This is a genomic window from Vibrio sp. 1CM8B, assembly GCF_023161685.1.
GTDB classification, from domain to species: Bacteria; Pseudomonadota; Gammaproteobacteria; order Enterobacterales; family Vibrionaceae; genus Vibrio; species Vibrio coralliirubri.
Genome location: NZ_JALNTU010000011.1, coordinates 15,126 through 32,816 on the forward strand (window position 1 = coordinate 15,126; position 17,691 = coordinate 32,816).

16 protein-coding genes are annotated in these 17,691 nt (G+C 43.9%); 10 read left to right on the forward strand and 6 right to left on the reverse strand.

Features of this window, described 5'->3' with window-relative positions:
- Positions 1 to 66: 66 nt before the first annotated feature.
- From yfaE to ubiG, 4 genes are all read right to left on the reverse strand, one after another.
- Positions 67 to 345 carry a class I ribonucleotide reductase maintenance protein YfaE gene (gene yfaE, locus MSG36_RS18325; RefSeq protein WP_010438115.1) on the reverse strand — a complete coding sequence of 93 codons (279 nt, stop codon included), beginning with the start codon at positions 343 to 345 and terminating at the stop codon, positions 67 to 69.
- Complete coding sequence (gene nrdB / locus MSG36_RS18330) at positions 345 to 1,478, reverse strand: class Ia ribonucleoside-diphosphate reductase subunit beta (protein WP_017063554.1); 1,134 nt, start codon at positions 1,476 to 1,478, stop codon at positions 345 to 347. Before nrdB ends, yfaE begins: the two co-directional genes overlap by 1 nt.
- A gap of 103 nt (positions 1,479 to 1,581) precedes the next feature.
- Positions 1,582 to 3,864 (reverse strand): class 1a ribonucleoside-diphosphate reductase subunit alpha, encoded by a 2,283-nt coding sequence (nrdA, locus tag MSG36_RS18335; RefSeq protein WP_017060992.1) that lies wholly within the window; start codon positions 3,862 to 3,864, stop codon positions 1,582 to 1,584.
- Between the two features lie 508 nt (positions 3,865 to 4,372).
- Positions 4,373 to 5,083, reverse strand: a complete 711-nt coding sequence (ubiG, locus tag MSG36_RS18340) for a bifunctional 2-polyprenyl-6-hydroxyphenol methylase/3-demethylubiquinol 3-O-methyltransferase UbiG (RefSeq protein ID WP_048613216.1) — start codon at positions 5,081 to 5,083, stop codon at positions 4,373 to 4,375.
- Between the two features lie 291 nt (positions 5,084 to 5,374).
- Between ubiG and gyrA the strand changes: the two genes are divergently transcribed.
- Positions 5,375 to 8,035 carry a DNA topoisomerase (ATP-hydrolyzing) subunit A gene (gene gyrA / locus MSG36_RS18345; RefSeq protein ID WP_048613586.1) on the forward strand — a complete coding sequence of 887 codons (2,661 nt, stop codon included), beginning with the start codon at positions 5,375 to 5,377 and terminating at the stop codon, positions 8,033 to 8,035.
- Positions 8,036 to 8,235: 200 nt separating this feature from the next.
- Positions 8,236 to 8,865 (forward strand): tetratricopeptide repeat protein, encoded by a 630-nt coding sequence (locus MSG36_RS18350; protein ID WP_086969570.1) that lies wholly within the window; start codon positions 8,236 to 8,238, stop codon positions 8,863 to 8,865.
- A 25-nt stretch (positions 8,866 to 8,890) separates the two neighbouring features.
- Here the strand turns inward: MSG36_RS18350 and MSG36_RS18355 are convergent, their stop codons facing one another.
- Together MSG36_RS18355 and nrfA are read right to left on the reverse strand one after the other, a co-directional pair.
- The gene (locus MSG36_RS18355; RefSeq protein ID WP_052879081.1) at positions 8,891 to 9,235 is read right to left on the reverse strand and encodes a rhodanese-like domain-containing protein; all 345 of its coding nucleotides are present in this window, start codon (positions 9,233 to 9,235) and stop codon (positions 8,891 to 8,893) included.
- Positions 9,236 to 9,360: 125 nt separating this feature from the next.
- Positions 9,361 to 10,791: an ammonia-forming nitrite reductase cytochrome c552 subunit gene (gene nrfA, locus MSG36_RS18360; protein ID WP_170930195.1), complete on the reverse strand. Its 1,431-nt coding sequence runs from the start codon at positions 10,789 to 10,791 to the stop codon at positions 9,361 to 9,363.
- A gap of 481 nt (positions 10,792 to 11,272) precedes the next feature.
- Here nrfA and nrfB point away from each other — a divergent pair, with 481 nt between their 5' ends.
- From nrfB to ribA, 8 genes are all read left to right on the forward strand, one after another.
- Positions 11,273 to 11,857, forward strand: coding sequence for a cytochrome c nitrite reductase pentaheme subunit (gene nrfB, locus MSG36_RS18365; protein WP_086969572.1), 585 nt, complete (start codon positions 11,273 to 11,275; stop codon positions 11,855 to 11,857).
- Positions 11,858 to 11,860: 3 nt separating this feature from the next.
- Positions 11,861 to 12,547: a cytochrome c nitrite reductase Fe-S protein gene (nrfC, locus tag MSG36_RS18370; RefSeq protein ID WP_048659577.1), complete on the forward strand. Its 687-nt coding sequence runs from the start codon at positions 11,861 to 11,863 to the stop codon at positions 12,545 to 12,547.
- A 2-nt stretch (positions 12,548 to 12,549) separates the two neighbouring features.
- Positions 12,550 to 13,524: a cytochrome c nitrite reductase subunit NrfD gene (nrfD, locus tag MSG36_RS18375; protein WP_048607198.1), complete on the forward strand. Its 975-nt coding sequence runs from the start codon at positions 12,550 to 12,552 to the stop codon at positions 13,522 to 13,524.
- A 128-nt stretch (positions 13,525 to 13,652) separates the two neighbouring features.
- A complete protein-coding gene (locus MSG36_RS18380) occupies positions 13,653 to 15,569 on the forward strand; it encodes a heme lyase CcmF/NrfE family subunit (RefSeq protein WP_086969574.1) in 1,917 nt (638 codons plus the stop codon).
- On the forward strand, positions 15,550 to 16,104 hold the full coding sequence (locus MSG36_RS18385; RefSeq protein WP_086969576.1) for a DsbE family thiol:disulfide interchange protein: 555 nt from the start codon (positions 15,550 to 15,552) through the stop codon (positions 16,102 to 16,104). Before MSG36_RS18380 ends, MSG36_RS18385 begins: the two co-directional genes overlap by 20 nt.
- Entirely contained in the window at positions 16,101 to 16,541 is a 441-nt protein-coding gene (gene nrfF, locus MSG36_RS18390) for a heme lyase NrfEFG subunit NrfF (RefSeq protein ID WP_052879085.1), read from the forward strand. The genes MSG36_RS18385 and nrfF overlap by 4 nt, the downstream gene beginning before the upstream one ends.
- A gap of 89 nt (positions 16,542 to 16,630) precedes the next feature.
- Complete coding sequence (locus MSG36_RS18395) at positions 16,631 to 16,807, forward strand: hypothetical protein (protein ID WP_017060980.1); 177 nt, start codon at positions 16,631 to 16,633, stop codon at positions 16,805 to 16,807.
- Positions 16,808 to 17,056: 249 nt separating this feature from the next.
- Positions 17,057 to 17,653, forward strand: a complete 597-nt coding sequence (gene ribA / locus MSG36_RS18400) for a GTP cyclohydrolase II (protein WP_017632055.1) — start codon at positions 17,057 to 17,059, stop codon at positions 17,651 to 17,653.
- The last annotated feature ends 38 nt before the right edge of the window (positions 17,654 to 17,691 follow it).

Consider the following 17,691-nt stretch of genomic DNA (forward strand, 5'->3'; position numbering starts at 1 on the left):
AAGGAAGCGGACCCTTTTTAATTCTTATTGAAGATATTCGAACAAAGCGACCTAAAGCCAGTTGGCTTATGCGCGTTTTTGCTTGTTTCTATGAATAACGTTACTCAGCGATAGCTCAGTCTTTGCTTTACAGATGCAAGGCAATATTTCATTACCTTGCGTGTAAGCCATAGCAAAACCAACGTACTCGACCTCTCCAGAATCCAACGTGCAACGGCAAGCGCCACAGTGGCCATCTCGGCAGTTGTATTCTGGCTCTAACCCCGCTTGTTCCATTGTTTCCAATAGAGTGTTTGAAGGGTTAGATTCAATAGAAGTCAGCTTGTTGATTTTGATTGTTGGCATTACAGCTCAAATCCTTCAAAGTCGTCAGCTTTTACTTCGTTGTCGATTTGGCCAACTAGGTAAGAACTGATTTCTGCTTCTTGTGGAGCAACTTGAACGTTATCTGAAGACAACCAAGCGTTGATCCATGGAATCGGGTTCGACGTTGCTGCTGGGTAAGCAGTACCTAGACCAACAGCCTGCATACGGATGTTGGTAATGTACTCAACGTATTGGCAAAGTATGTCTTTGTTTAGACCAATCATAGAGCCATCTTTGAATAGGTATTCTGCCCACTCTTTTTCTTGCTCAGCCGCTTCTTTGAATAGGTCGAAACACTCTTGCTTACATTCTTCAGCGATCTGCATGAATTCGAAGTCATCTTGACCGTTACGTAGCAAGTTGATCATGTGCTGTGTACCAGTAAGGTGAAGTGCTTCATCACGAGCGATTAGCTTGATGATCTTCGCGTTACCTTCCATTAGCTCACGTTCAGCGAATGCAAATGAACATGCGAAACTTACGTAGAAACGAATCGCTTCTAGTGCGTTTACAGACATTAGACATAGGTAAAGTTTCTTCTTCAGGTCGTGAAGTGAAATCTTAACGTCTTCGCCGTTGATGCTGTGGTTGCCTTCACCGTAGCGGTGGTAGTCAGCCGTTAGCTTGATTAGGTCGTCGTAGTAGAAAGCGATGTCTTTAGCGCGCTTTAGAATCTCTTCGTTTTCAACGATGTCGTCGAATACTACGCCTGGATCATTCACGATGTTACGGATGATGTGCGTGTAAGAACGAGAGTGAATCGTTTCAGAGAAAGACCAAGTTTCAATCCAAGTTTCAACTTCTGGTAGAGATACCAGTGGAAGTAGGGCAACGTTAGGGCTGCGGCCTTGGATAGAATCTAGAAGCGTTTGGTACTTCAAGTTAGAGATGAAGATGTGCTTTTCATGCTCAGGAAGCTTGTTGTAGTCGATACGGTCGCTAGACACGTCTACTTCTTCTGGACGCCAGAAGAAAGAAAGCTGCTTCTCGATCAACTTTTCGAAGATTTCGAATTTTTGTTGGTCGTAACGTGCAACGTTTACCGACTGACCCAAGAACATTGGTTCTTTTAGTTGGTCATTTTTTTGCTGAGAAAAAGTACTGTAAGCCATAAATGCCTCAAATCCTTTAAAGACCCGTAATAAAACGGACCCTGTTAATGCTTTAAACCCAGAGAAGATAACTCTTCTCTGGGGTCTTAATGTTTATTGCGGTTTAGATCTTACAACCGCCGCCTTCACAATCTTCTTCCGGCACTTGAACTGCATCGCCTTGGTCGTCTTTAGCACCATCACGAGTGTTATGGTAGTAAAGCGTCTTAACACCGTACTTGTACGCTGTTAGTAGGTCTTGAAGCAGCTTCTTCATTGGTACTTTACCGCTGTCGTAAACACTTGGATCATAGTTAGTGTTTGCAGAGATAGCTTGGTCAACGAATTTTTGCATGATACCCACTAGGTGTAGGTAACCGTCGTTAGAACCAATGTTCCAAAGTAGCTCGTAGTTCTCTTTAAGATTTAGGAAATCTGGAACCACTTGCTTCAGGATGCCGTCTTTCGATGCTTTCACTGATACGTAACCACGTGGTGGCTCGATACCGTTAGTCGCGTTCGAGATTTGAGACGATGTCTCAGAAGGCATAAGCGCTGTTAGCGTAGAGTTACGCAGACCGTGCTCCATGATCTCTTCACGTAGAGAATCCCAATCGTAGTGCAGTGGCTCTTCACATACTAAGTCGATATCTTTTTTGTAAGTATCGATTGGCAGTAGGCCTTTCGCGTAGTTGGTCTCGTGGAAAGATGGGCAACGGCCTTGCTCTTTCGCTAGTTCAACAGATGCTTTTAGCAAGTGGTATTGAATTGCTTCAAAAGTACGATGAGTCAGGCCATTCGCGCTGCCATCAGAGTACTTAACACCATTCTTAGCTAGGTAGTATGCGTAGTTGATTACACCTACACCTAAAGTACGACGGTTCATTGTCGACTTGTATGCAGCTGGAAGCGGGTAGTCTTGGTAATCAAGCAGTGCATCTAGAGCACGAACAACCAGCTCAGAAAGCTCTGCTAGGTCGTCTAGTTCATTGATTGCGCCAAGGTTGAATGCTGAAAGCGTACATAGTGCAATTTCGCCTTCGTCATCTTCTACGTTAGAAAGTGGCTTAGTAGGAAGCGCGATTTCTAGACATAGGTTCGATTGACGAACAGGTGCAACTTCAGAATCAAACGGGCTGTGTGTATTACAGTGGTCAACGTTCTGAATGTAGATACGACCAGTAGAAGCACGCTCTTGCATTAGCAGAGAGAACAGCTCAACGGCTTTAACCGTTTCACGCTTCACTGAAGGATCGTTTTCGTACTTAACGTATAGCTCTTCAAAACGGTCTTGGTTTTCGAAGAACGCATCGTAAAGGCCAGGTACGTCTGAAGGTGAGAACAGGCTGATGTTGCCACCTTGAACTAGGCGAGAGTACATAAGCTTGTTCAGTTGTACGCCGTAATCCATGTGACGAACACGGTTCTCTTCAACGCCGCGGTTGTTTTTCAGTACTAATAGAGACTGAACTTCACCGTGCCATAGTGGGTAGAACACTGTTGCTGCACCGCCACGAACACCACCTTGAGAACAACATTTTACTGCTGTCTGGAAGTATTTGTAGAAAGGGATACAGCCCGTGTGGAACGCTTCACCATTACGGATTTCAGAACCAAGTGCGCGGATACGACCTGCGTTGATACCAATACCAGCACGTTGAGATACGTAACGAACAATTGAGCTTGCTGTTGCGTTGATTGAATCAAGGCTGTCACCACACTCGATCAGTACACAAGAACTGAATTGACGAGTAGGCGTACGTACACCAGACATGATCGGTGTAGGTAGAGAAATCTTAAACGTAGACGATGCGTCGTAAAAACGTTTGATGTAGTCAAGACGAGTCGATTTCGGGTATTTAGCGAATAGACACGCAGCAACTAAAATGTAAAGGAACTGAGCACTCTCGTAGATTTCTTTCGTTACACGGTTTTGCACGAAGTATTTACCTTCGAGCTGCTTAACCGCTGCGTAAGAGAAGTCTAAGTCACGTTTGTGGTCGATGTACTCGTCAAGCTCTTCGAATTCAGCTTTCGTGTAGTCTTCCATAAGGTGGCTATCGTATTTACCCATATCAACCAGTTTTGCAACGTGGTCATACAGTGCAGGCGGCTCGTATTCGCCGTACGCTTTTTTACGTAGGTGGAATACAGACAGACGTGCTGCTAGATATTGGTAATCAGGAGTCTCTTCAGAGATTAAATCCGCTGCTGACTTGATGATAGTTTCATGAATGTCAGTAGTGGTGATGCCATCGTAAAACTGAATGTGAGCTTTCAATTCTACTTGTGATACAGAAACATTGTGCAAGCCTTCAGCTGCCCATGTAATCACGCGATGGATCTTCTCTAGATCGATCGTTTCTTTGCGCCCGTTACGCTTGGTAACAGTAAGTTGTTGGTTCATTCTGCTTAATTTCCCTAACAAAACTGAACAAGGCCGTGTTTTTGTGTATTTCTTTGTAATTTTTGTAAATTACGTTTCGGCTTTGTGATCTTGGTCTACCCATACATTGTAGTTCAAACACAACATATAGGGGTCATTTGTTTGTTGGGTTACAAGATAGTGCTACAACTGATATTTTTCAAGGTAAAGAAATGGGGTTGCTTGTGGATAAGTGGTGGATTGAAAAAAAACTGTAAGTGACCACTAACTGATGAGGTTAGATGTGACTTGATTGTATAAAAGCCGGCTTTTAATGATGCTTTATTTTTGCACGCCCATAAAAAAAAATCCCTTGATCTTTGGCCAAAATGGGCGATGGATTTTGGGCGATTAAATTTAAATCGAGGTGGTCAAAATGGAAGCTAGCGCACGAAATTTAGACTGAAAAAAGTCGCAAAGTTATGGTAATTGCAACTCTTTTCATTCGTCTTTTTTACAAAAGATTTTACGGTAGGGCTACCGATATTTTTTAGCCAAAGTTTTGTGTGTGAACGATGTAGTTCACATCGACTTTCTGGCCTAAACGGTAGGTGTTCGTCAACGGGTTATAGTGCAGGCCTGTAATGCCTAATTCTTGCAGCGGAGTGTTATCGACCATCTTGATAAGTTCAGCAGGGCGAATGAACTTCTCGTGTTCATGAGTGCCTTCTGGAACGATCTTCAATAGCTTCTCTGCACCAACAATCGCAAACAAGTAAGATTTGAAGTTACGGTTCAATGTAGAAAAGAACACGTGGCCGCCCGGTTTCACCAATTTTGAACAGGCAGTGATAACAGATTGCGGGTCAGGAACGTGTTCAAGCATTTCCATGCACGTTACTACATCATACATCTGTGGGTTCTGTTCTGCGTGGTCTTCGATAGTGCTCTGGATGTAATCGAGCTTGGTGCCAGTTTCTAATGCGTGAAGACGCGCGACTTCTAGCGGTTCTTTACCCATGTCTAGGCCTGTTACTATCGCACCTTCAACCGCCATGCTTTCTGCAAGAATACCGCCGCCGCAGCCAACATCGAGGACTTTCTTGCCAAACAGGCCTTCAGTCTTCTCTAATACGTAATTTAGGCGCAGTGGGTTGATTTGATGTAGCGGCTTAAATTCGCCTTCTAGATCCCACCAGCGTGACGCCATGTCTTCGAATTTCTTGATTTCTGCTGGGTCTACGTTCTGTGATTTAGTCATAATCGGCATTTCCAAGTTAAATAATGCATCCATGAAATTGCAGGCATTATAACTTGCCTTTTCGCGCTGACCAGAAGATCTACAATTTTGCTAGTTTATTGGATGTAAAGTGACCATGTTTCAGCAAGATATGATGCGGAGGTGCAATTTCTCATCAATTGATTGGCTACAAGGGTCACAAGATGGTAAAAGGAGAGGGAAAGTGATGCCTCCGTAGGTAAATTTGTGTTATATTTTTCGGTCTTATACGTATTCAAAAATACGATCTGACTATAGAGGGAAAATGGCTCTATGAGCGATCTAGCGAAAGAGATCACGCCCGTAAATATTGAAGATGAGCTTAGAGGTTCATACCTAGACTACGCGATGTCCGTCATCGTTGGTCGTGCCCTTCCAGATGTGCGTGATGGCCTAAAACCAGTACACCGCCGCGTTTTGTTCGCGATGAATGTACTAGGTAATGATTGGAACAAACCATATAAAAAGTCTGCTCGTGTAGTAGGTGATGTAATCGGTAAATACCACCCGCATGGTGATAGTGCTGTATACGATACAATTGTTCGTATGGCTCAACCGTTCTCACTGCGTTACATGCTAGTTGATGGCCAAGGTAACTTTGGTTCTATCGATGGCGACTCCGCGGCTGCAATGCGTTATACCGAAGTTCGTATGGCGAAAATTGCTCACGAGCTACTGGCTGACCTTGATAAGGAAACTGTGGATTACGTACCGAACTACGATGGTACAGAACAAATTCCAGCAGTACTTCCTACAAAAATTCCTAACCTATTGGTAAACGGTGCTTCTGGTATCGCAGTAGGTATGGCTACCAACATTCCACCACATAACCTTGGTGAAGTTGTTGATGGCTGTTTGGCTTACATCAATAATGAAGAGATCACTATTGATGAGCTAATGGACTACATTCCTGGTCCTGACTTCCCAACAGCAGCACTTATCAGTGGTCGTAAAGGCATCGTTGATGCTTATAAGACTGGCCGCGGTAAGGTTTACATGCGTTCAAAAGCGGATATCGAAGTAGAGAAGAATGGTAAAGAAACCATTATCGTTACTGAGATCCCTTACCAAGTAAACAAAGCTCGTTTGATCGAGAAGATTGCTGAACTGGTTAAAGATAAGAAAGTAGAAGGCATCAGTGCACTGCGTGACGAATCTGATAAAGATGGTATGCGTATTGTTATTGAATGTAAGCGTGATGCAGTAGGCGAAGTGGTTCTAAACAACCTATACGCTCAAACTCAACTGCAAACGACTTTCGGTATCAACATGGTTGCGTTGAACAACGGTCAACCACAGTTGTTCAACATCAAAGACATGCTTAAGTGCTTCGTAGACCACCGTCGCGAAGTTGTGACACGTCGTACTATCTTCGAACTGAAGAAAGCGCGCGATCGTGCACACATCCTTGAAGCACTGTCTCTAGCACTTGCTAACATCGACGAAATCATTGAGCTTATCCGTAACGCTCCAACACCAGCTGAAGCAAAAGCTGGCTTAGTTGCACGCGGTTGGGATCTTGGTAACGTTGCTTCAATGCTTGAGCGTGCTGGTACTGATGCGGCTCGTCCTGATTGGTTGGAAGACCAATACGGCATCCGCGATGGCCAATACTTCCTAACGGAAACACAAGCACAAGCTATTCTAGAACTTCGTCTTCACCGCCTAACTGGCCTTGAGCACGAGAAGATTCTAGACGAGTACAAAGCACTTCTAGAAGAAATCGCTGAGCTAATGCACATTCTTGCAAGCACTGAGCGTTTGATGGAAGTTATCCGTGAAGAACTTGAAGCGGTACGTGAAATCTATGGCGACGAGCGTCGTACAGAAATCACAGCGGCAGTTCATGACATCGACATGGAAGAGCTGATTGCTCAAGAAGACGTTGTAGTAACGCTTTCTAACGCAGGTTACGTTAAGTACCAAATCCTAAGCGACTACGAATCTCAACGTCGTGGTGGTAAAGGTAAGAGTGCAACTAAGATGAAAGATGAGGATTACATTGAGCGTCTGCTTGTTGCTAATACTCACGATAACATCCTATGTTTCTCTACTCGTGGTAAGACATACCGTCTGAAAGTTTACCAACTACCATTAGCAAGTCGTACTGCTCGTGGTAAGCCTATCGTTAACATTCTTCCTCTAGAAGAAGGTGAACGTATTACGGCTATCCTGCCTGTTTCTGAGTTCTCTAACGAGAAATTCATCTTCATGGCAACGGGTGACGGTACAGTTAAGAAGACATCACTGGATCAATTCGCAAACGTACGTGCTAACGGCCTAATCGCAGTTAACCTACGTGACGACGATTCACTGATTGGCGTTGATATCACTAACGGTGATAGCGACATCATGCTGTTCTCTAAATCGGGCAAAGTTGTTCGCTTTAACGAGGACAAAGTACGAGCAATGGGCCGTACTGCCTCTGGTGTTCGTGGTATGAAGCTTCCAGAAGACGATCAAGTGGTTTCACTGATTGTTCCTTCTAACGAAGGCGATATCCTAACTGTGACTGAAAACGGTTACGGTAAGCGTACTGAGCTAGCAGAATACCCAACGAAAGGCCGTGCAACGCAAGGTGTAGTATCTATCAAAGTCTCTGAACGTAATGGCCCAGTTGTTGGCGCTGTTCAAGTTGAAGAAGGCGATGAAATGATGATGATCACCGACGCAGGTACGCTAGTTCGTACTCGCGTAGCGGAAGTTAGCCAAGTTGGTCGTAACACTCAAGGTGTAACACTGATTCGTACTGCTGAAGACGAGAATGTTGTAGGTCTACAACGTATCGACGAAGTAGAAGAAGCTGAGATTGTAGAAGGCGAAGCTGAAGAAGCTGGTGCTGAAACTATCAACGCTGAAGTTGCTGAATCAAGTGAAGAGCAAGCATCAGATGCTTCTGACTCTGAAAGTGATAGCGAGCAAGACACTGAGTAATCTCTATTACGCTAAGTAATTAAGCTTACCATTGAAAAAACCGAGCCTAAGGGCTCGGTTTTTTATTACCTGTTATTTGTGGAGCTTGGTGTGACTTTATAACAGAGCCGTGATCGATAAAATCTCGATAGCTAAACCTTGATCAATATAGAGGAGAGATGAAAACGATAGAGTAGGGAGTGGATAGAAAGGAGTGTGGAATGGACATCTGGTTGTTGGTTGCGTTGGTACTAATGAGCTTGTTTTTGATTGTGGTCGTTATTGCGGCGAACAAAAACAGCAGTCATCTAAAAAGCAATGTAGTGATTTCGATTACTGCGGTCGCTTTGAGCGTGCTTGTTTGGTCTCAACTGAAACAAGAGATACCTCAACTTCCTTTAGATGATAACAATAGTTACACGGCAACAGATTTCCAAGATGAGCTTCAGCAAAGCCTCAAACAAGATCCGAATCAATCCGACTTGTGGTTTAAGCTTGGTGGTGTGTATATGCAGAAAGGGGAATTTGATGCAGCGTTCACCTGCTACGACTATGCGATTCGGTTAGATCCTCAAGCACCTTCGGGCCTCTATGCAGCCAAAGCAACGGCACTTTACTATCTTAGTTCACAAGCGATGAGCGATGATGTGAATGCGTTACTGGATCACTCCATGCGGCTTGATCCCAATGATCGTACGGCATTGATGCTGATTGCGACCGATCACTTCATTAGCATGCGTTATCAACAAGCGATTGATGCATGGACTCAAATCCTCGATTCCAATCAAAAGGGGATAGATCGTGTTTCGATTATTCACTCGATCAACCAAGCCAAACAGATGATCCGCTAGGCTTGGCATAGTCGTTAATCTTTAGTTATTTACTTTCCTGCATTTCAATCAACCCACCTGCGTTATGGATTTGGGTAAACCCTTGAGCTTGCAAGAATTGATAGGCTTGTCCTGAGCGATTACCACTGCGGCAATACAAAACGATCGGTTGGTCTTTATCTATCTTGGCGAAGTGAGTAGCCACTTCAGAAAGAGGGTAGTTGATGGCGTTGTCTAGATGCCCTTGTTCGAACTCTGCTGGTGTTCTGACATCAACCACTAATGCGCCTTTCTCTATTAATTCCCACCCTGTCTCAGCACGCTCAGAAGCGTGAACGCCTGAACTGAGTAGTGCGATACATAATGCTGAAAGTGAAAGTAAGGTTTTCATTGTCTATTCCTTGAATTGGCGAGTGGATTGGGCACGAGATATTGATGTGTATTGCCCCAAACCTAAAAAACCAGCCACACAATAATAGTGTGACTGGTTTTTACGTAATGGTCTAATTGAAGAAACTAGTATTCGTAGTTGGCTTCACGCTTTTCAGCTTGCTCTTCCCATTTAGGAACAACCGTGTCTAAGAAGTGTTGTTTCTCAGCGTTCATCTTATCCATGTCCATTCCAAGCGCTTTTTGAGCCGCTTCTTTGGTCGAGATGTCTGGAATCTCGATTGGATCAGTGATGCCTTTCTTCGCCAGTAGACGAACAATCTTCGTACGAGCATCGGCTGCGCGGTCAACGGCAGTACCTAGCACTTCTAGAGCGATTTCAGGAGCGTGCATATGAACACCATGAGACGCAATAGCGTAGTCCCAGCGCCATTGAGCATGACGGATATCCAGTAGGATAGGTTCCATCTCTTGCTCGGTCGCACCCGCTTCCCATGCTGCGCCTGCTTCAAAGTGAGCGGCTACGATTTGTTTCTCAGCAGTCAGCTTCATGTTCAACACTTGCGCTTTACGGCTTGAAACGATGTTACGCATGGTTTCTTTAGATTGAGTGTGACAGTTTGCACACGTATCTTCGAAGCGGTCGAATGGGTTACCCACTTTATGGTCGGTATAAACGGTGCCATCTTCTTTGGTCACTTTCGGCATATGACAGTCAACACAAGCAACTTTGTTTTTGCCGTGAATGCCTTCACGCCACGTTTCATAGCCAGGGTGCTGTGCTTTTAGCATTGGCGCTTTAGATACTTTGTGCGTCCAATCTTTAAAGCCGATTCCATCGTAATACTCTTCCATTTGCTCAACACGAGTCCCTTTGTCCCAAGGGAATTTCACGCCTTTGGTTGGCCCTGTAAAGTAGTATTCCACATGACATTGAGCACAAACAGAAGCTTGTTGATCTAAGCGACCTTGGTCTTCAAACTTCTTACCAATCGCATCGAACGCACGTTCAACATAAGGACGTGTCACCTTCAGTGCTGGCTCACCATTTTTAAAGCCTTCGCTTTGGGTATCGTGACAGTCTGCACAGCCAATAGGATTCACAATCTCGTTGCCAAGACGCGCCCATTTACCTTCAAAGTAACCGTCTTCGCCACGCTCTTCGATAACACGTGCTACGTCTGGGCTTTTACAGCTCCAACACGCCATAGGCATAGGGCCTGAACTTTCGTCCGTTGGGCCGCCAGTACGAAGTGTTTGTCGTACATCGTCAATCGCATAAAAGTGACCACGTGCCTTGTTGTAATCTTTTGCGAAGCCGTAGCCAGCCCACATGATAACCATGTTTGGATCTTCTTTTAGTGCGTCTTCAATCGTTTCGCTTTCTGAAGTTTGTCTCCATGAATGATATTGATCTGGGTGGTTTTGCTCGAACTGATCGTTACGAGGATCGCCAATTTCTTTTTGTTCAGACGCAGCAAAACTGGTTGCGCTTGCTAATGACGCGCTAACCATTAATAGTGCTGTGACCGAATTACGTATCCAATGCTTTTTCACAGTGATATCTCCAATATACTGATTCTTATACCAAGCGTTGTGAGTTTGCTATTCAAATTAAGAACTGGAGAATTCCTGTTTATATTAATTCATAAACAAACACATTTTGTTACGTGTTGGATATAGCTTGTCTTAGATCAATTAATGGTAGTGACTTCAATCACGTTGAAGTTTATATACCCCTAAAGGGGTATCGCTGGGTAGGGGTATCAAAGTTCAATTGATAATTATTATCATATATAACAATCAATTACCTAGATTGACCATGATATAAATAGGGTGATTGCGTTCACAGATTAACCCATTCAAATTTCGTATTACCCAATTAGAGGTATATTCTAACTATAGAAAGCGTTGTGGCTTATCCAAAATAAGAATTGATATCATTTAAGCGGTAATAATATCGTTTAAGGGTACTTTTGTTTAACCGGAATATTATTTAGTTGAGAGTTAAATAATGCCGGTATAAGGAAAGGATAAAATGGGCAATATTAAATTGGCCATAGTCATAATGCTTAAATCCCTTCTAGCATTCTGCCTCTATGGTTATTCCATTCATGCTGTTGCTGAGCCTGCTGTTACGCCAGTAGGAGAATCAACAAGACATGAAGTCGAATTAATCCGTGACAAAGATTACAAGTGTATTCAATGCCATAAAGATTCAAAAGAAACGGTATTGGGTTCACATGGTGAAAGTGCACACGCTTTGCTTGGCCGTGAAGTAAATTGTACCGACTGTCATAGTTCTATTAGCCCCGATCACCGCGAAGGCGCGCCTAAAGTGGTGAAGTATCGTGAGGCTCAATCACAACCAGGTACCGACAAGGTTTACCTAGATCCTAGCTTAATTTTAGATGCCAATAGCCAGTGTGTCGATTGTCACAAGCCTGATGATCTGCGCGAAGCGAGCTGGACCCACGACGTTCACGCACAAAATTTAACGTGTTCAAACTGTCATGATGTTCATGCGACTGAAGCAAAGGTGTTGGGCTTAGATAAAAAGCAAACCATCAAGCTGTGTGTGGATTGCCATTCAGACTTCAACCAGAAGAAAGAAGAGGAGTAATCTATGAGCTGCTCAAGAAGAAACTTTTTAGCTGGCGCTGGTGCCGTTATTTTTACTACAAGTGTTGCGGGAACGGCGGCGGTAACAAGCCGTAAAACGCTAGCCAATGTTCAAGAGGACGGGGCTAAACGTTATGGAATGATTCATGACGAGACCGCGTGTATTGGTTGCACCGCTTGTACAGAAGCATGTCGTGAAGTAAACAAAGTGCCTGAAGGCGTGTCGCGCTTAGAAATTATTAAGAGCGAACCCCAAGGCGAATATCCAAATGTTGATTACCGTTTTACTCGTAACTCTTGCCAACATTGTGATAATGCACCCTGCGTGATGGTTTGCCCAACAGGCGCGGCCTACAAAGATGAAAAAACTGGCATCGTTGATGTGCATAAAGAGAAGTGTGTCGGTTGTGGTTACTGTTTGTTAGCGTGCCCGTATCAAGTGCGCTTCTTCCACCCTGAGAATAAATCGGCTGATAAATGTAACTTCTGTCGTGATACCAATCTTGCACAAGGGAAGCTGCCTGCTTGTGTCGAATCTTGCCCGACCAAGGCGCTAGTATTTGGCGATCTAAATGACCCTAAGAGTGAGATAAACCAGGTGCTTAAATCTGAGGTGGTTTACAGGGATAAAGCTTATCTAGGCACTCAGCCAAAACTCTACAAAGTGCCACACCAAAAAGGGGAGATTTGATTATGAGTGCATGGGACACAGCTTTTCAGTCTGGTACTGTGGTATGGGACTGGATTATAGCAATCTATCTATTTCTCGCGGGGATGTCGGCAGGTGCCGTAATGATCTCCATTTACCTAAAACGTAAGGTCATTGAAGGCGATCCTGCTCATAATGGTGTGTTAAAGGCGACCGCTTTTCTTGCGCCATTTGGGATCATTTCAGGTCTGCTTATCTTGGTTTTCCACCTGACAAAACCGTTATCCTTTTGGAAGATCATGATCTTCTATAACCCAACGTCTGTGATGTCGATGGGTGTGATCTTATTCCAAGTGTATATGGTGATCCTATTCCTTTGGATCGGCATTATATTCCGAGATCAAATTGTCGTGTTCTTGAATGACCAAGCTTGGTTAAAAGGGCGACTCGATTTTGTCGGTAACTGGATTGGCAAATTGGAAGTGTTTGAGAATGCTTTGGAAATCTTCTTAGCTGTTCTTGCTCTGATGCTTGCCGCTTATACCGGATTCTTGTTGTCAGCTTTGAATACTTTCCCACTATTGAATAACCCAGTGTTGCCGATTTTGTTCTTATTCTCGAGCTTATCCTCAGGAGCGGCGGCGTGTATTTTATTTGGTGTGTTGGTCTTTAAGGAATCACCTCATAGCCCGAGTATTTCATGGATCCACGGATTCGAACGTCCGGTCGTGATGTTTGAGTTGTTTGTTCTTATTACTTTCTTTACTGGGCTTATCTTCGCTGGTGGTCAAAGTGAGCAAGCAGTATGGAACGCAATTGGCAGTGGTTTCTGGGCGAGTTGGTTCTGGTATGGCGTTATCGGTGTTGGCATGGTTCTACCGTTGTTGCTGAATGCCGTTACACCAACCTCAATCCGCCATAGCTCGGTGTATATTTTCTCGGTGACTTCACTAAGCCTAATGGGCGTATTAATGCTGCGAACTTTTGTCCTTTATGCAGGGCAGTTAACGATAGCTTAATTTCGCTCAAGTTTATTAGTGAGCAGATGTTGGATACTAAATATCTGCTTATTAATGAACATGTTCTTAATAAACATGAGATGCGTGTTTAGATCGGCTCTGCTCAGGTAGAGCCTTATTGAGGTGATATGGTCGGTTCTTTGGGGCTGTTTAGTTTGGTGTTGGTTGCTGTACTCAGCAGCATTATTGGTGTGCATTCGTTTTACCAAATGCTAAATAAACGGACGCAAAATCTAGGTTTAATCCGCAGTTTCTCTCTTTCAAGTGCGCTGTTTTCTCTCACTTCTGTCGCGTTGCTTGGCTATGCCTTTGTCAGTGATGACTTCTCTATCTTATACGTCGCTGAGCATTCAAATACTCAATTACCCTCATTTTTTAAGCTAGCAGCTGTATGGTCAGGTCATGAAGGTTCCTTGTTATTTTGGGTTCTGACGATCAGCGTCTGGTCTGGCGTTATCGCCTTACAAAAACACTATTCGGATGAATACCAAAGCCGAGTGCTATGGGTGATGAATCTACTGCTCGCGATATTTGCTTGGTTCACCTTATTCGCATCAAACCCATTTGAAATGAACTCGACATTGCCGCTAGAAGGGCGTGACCTTAACCCCATGCTGCAAGATGTCGGTCTGATTTTTCATCCTCCATTGCTTTACCTTGGCTATGTCGGCTTTTCTGTGGTGCTGGCATTTGCTGTCGCAGCTTTGCTTGTTGATCCTATTGAGTTTGATTGGGTTGCCCATTGTCGCAGTTGGTGCTTAGTCGCTTGGATCTTTTTAACTGCAGGGATCATTCTTGGTTCGTGGTGGGCTTATTACGAATTAGGTTGGGGTGGCTGGTGGTTCTGGGATCCTGTTGAAAATGCCAGCTTGTTGCCGTGGCTTACTTCGACCGCTTTGCTGCACAGCCTAGGCGTTGCAAAGGGCAAGCAACAACTACTGAAATGGTCTCTCAGTCTTGCTTTTATTACGTTTTGTTTGAGTATCTTAGGCACCTTTATTGTTCGTTCTGGCGTACTTACATCGGTACACGCTTTTGCTGTTGACCCAACCAAAGGTATCGCACTGTTGCTTATATTGGTTTTGGTACTGGTGAGCTCATTTTCTCTGCTTATCGTCAGAGGAGAGTCTTTTGAATCTAATCCGATTACTAGCTTCGCCAGCAAAAGCTTTTTGAGCTTAGTTGCGGTGCTTATTTTTGTTCTCGCGACTGCTGTCGTGGTGTTCGGCACGTTTTATCCAATGGTCTTTGAGTTGCTTGGCCTAGGAAACATCTCGGTCGGTGCGCCTTATTTTAACCTCTTGATTGCACCTTTGGCTTTGCTTGCGTTAGCCGTCGTCGGCCTTGCCCCATTGTTGAGCATTAAGCCTCAAGCGTCGAAAGGCGTTATTACGTTGATCGCTCTAGCATCTATTGGTCTCGGGTTCGCCTGTTACACTTTGCAAGTAGAGAAGATTCAAGTGATGGCACTAATGACATGGTCATTCGCATTTTGGGTTTTACTCACTCATGTGTATGGCTTGGTGGTAACGCGCAGTTCCAAGTTCCAACGCAAAGTCTGGGTGATGACCTTTGCCCATGTTGGGGTTGCGGTGTTAGCGGTAGGTGCTGCCATGAATAGCTACCACTCGTTTGAGCGCAGCTATAAGTTAAGCCCAGGCATAGAAGTCGAATTCATGGATTGGAAGCTTTCTCATCGTGATACTGAGCTGTATGTCGCTTCAAACTTTACCGCAGAAAAAGCGATACTCAGCCTAGAGTCTGGCGAGCAGCGCTTTTCTATTTCGCCGGAAAGAAGGCATTACCAAGTTCGAGTCATGAACATGAGTGAGCCCGCAATGAAATGGTTCTGGCATGGTGATGTTTATATCACCATGGGCGAGAAAGTCGATTCCACCGCTTACGCATTTCGTGTTCAGTATAAGGCGTATGCGCGCTGGATCTGGTTTGGTGGGCTGTTCTCCATTATCGGCGCTTTGCTCTCATTGACTCATCGCAAAAAGAAAACCGTTAAGGCGTCTCAATATGCATACCAGCGTTCGTAACAAGCTAATTAGTCTAATTGCCTTAGCATTGATTGTGGTGCTGGGGTTTGTCTTTGCGCTTGATAATAAGCAGCAGTCGACCATGGTGTCTGAACAACAAAGGGCATTTCCAGAATTTACATCGAGTGCGTTAGTAAATAGTGAAGACGTCAGTGGTCAGCAGAAAATTACGCTCGCTGATGTCACGCAGCATCCTTATCAACTGGTTAATGTGTGGGCTTCTTGGTGCGGGATATGTAAAACCGAACACGCCTTTTTGCTTCAACTTCACGATAAAGGCATTCCCATCGTCGGGCTTAATTATCGAGATAACTCTGGGGCTGCGATTAACGTGTTATCGAACGATGGCAACCCGTACTCAACCGTGATCAGTGACCCTCAAGGTAAGTTAGCGTTAGAGTTGGGCGTAATCGGCACACCTGAAACGTATTTGGTTGATGCCAATGGCCAGATCATTAAAAAGCTATTGGGCGTGATTAATGAAACGGTATGGAAAGATGAACTTGCGATGTATTTTGATGGTGTGAATGGATGATGAAGTCTCTAATACAAACGTTGTTTATGCTGTCAGCTCTTTTAGTGATTAGCCTTCCGACTATGGCTGAAGATCTGTTTACTGCCAGTAATAAAGAGACGAGTATTCAAGTTGAACTGTTTGAGTTTGAAAACCCAGCGCAACAGCAACGCGCTATTAGCTTGGCGAAAACGTTACGCTGCCCACAATGTCAAAACCAAAATCTGATTGAATCCAACTCACCGATAGCAAAAGACTTACGCCTTGTCGTGTTCAATATGGTGAAAGCAGGGAAGAGCAATAGTGAAATCACTCAATATATGACGGAAAGATTTGGTGAATTTGTACTTTATAAACCGGCAATGACGGCTTCAAATCTATTACTTTGGTTGCTACCGAGCCTATTATTTCTCTTATTTATATATTTGTCAGTAAAAAGTGTTAGGAAGAGCTCATAAAAATTGTGTATTAGTGTTTACCAATTGAGCTGTATTTTGTAACATTAACCGATTATAAAGGCTAAGCACTGCTATATAAGGATGTATCTGTGGATAACGTAATCTCAAATTTAAAGAAAGAGTTCCATACTCATGTCCAGTCAGATAAATGGGCAGAGAGATACAGTGCTAAGTCGAGCATTTCTACGCTTACGCAAGAAGAGCTAACCGAATTAGAGAATGCTTGGGTGCAACTTGTCATCTGGAAGCAAACTCAAGTAAGTTGAGCGTTCTGTAAAAAAGTGTAGTTTTAGCCGCAACTGTTTAATTTATAACCCCATGTTGGTCATCCCAATGTGGGGTTTTTTCTTACCTGAAAAATAATTGTTATATTATAACAATTTGTACAAGGTCGACCTTGAAAAAAATTGTTAACAGCCTCATAGTGTCTATCATTAGATAGTTAGCTACAAAATATTGCCTAGACATATAATGTAGCGTCGTTAAATACATCGAATTTTCAAGTGAGTATAGCTATGGCGGAAGTACGTGCCAGAATAGATTTCAAAGTAGGGGCAACAAGCAGTATTGATGCTGAACTTCTGTCTTTTCATGGGTTGAAAACAGATAAAGAGCATGTTGCTGTGATATTTAAATCAGCAGACAAGACACAAGACATACCTCTTGTTCGTATGCACTCTGAGTGTCTTACTGGTGATGTTTTCCATTCTTCTCGCTGTGACTGTGGTGAGCAGCTAGACGAAACCATTAGAATTATGGGTGAGACGGGTGGCGTGATCCTTTATCTTCGTCAAGAAGGTCGTGGTATTGGTTTGTACAACAAAATCGATGCGTACCGTCTGCAAAGCGAAGGCATGAACACTTATGAAGCCAACAACCACCTAGGTTTTGGCGATGACCTACGCGATTTTACTGAAGCTGCTGAAATGCTACGCGCTTTAGGTACCACAAAAATCCGCTTAGTCACCAACAACCCTAAGAAGATCAATGAGCTAAAATCCTTTGGTATTGAGATTGAAGAAGTGGTGAATACCTCTGCTCATATCAAATCGGGTAATGAAAGCTACCTAAAGGCGAAAGTCTCACACGGTAAGCATAACCTGGATATCTGATTAGCCTCCTTTGTTGCGCATAACACAAAAATGTTCAA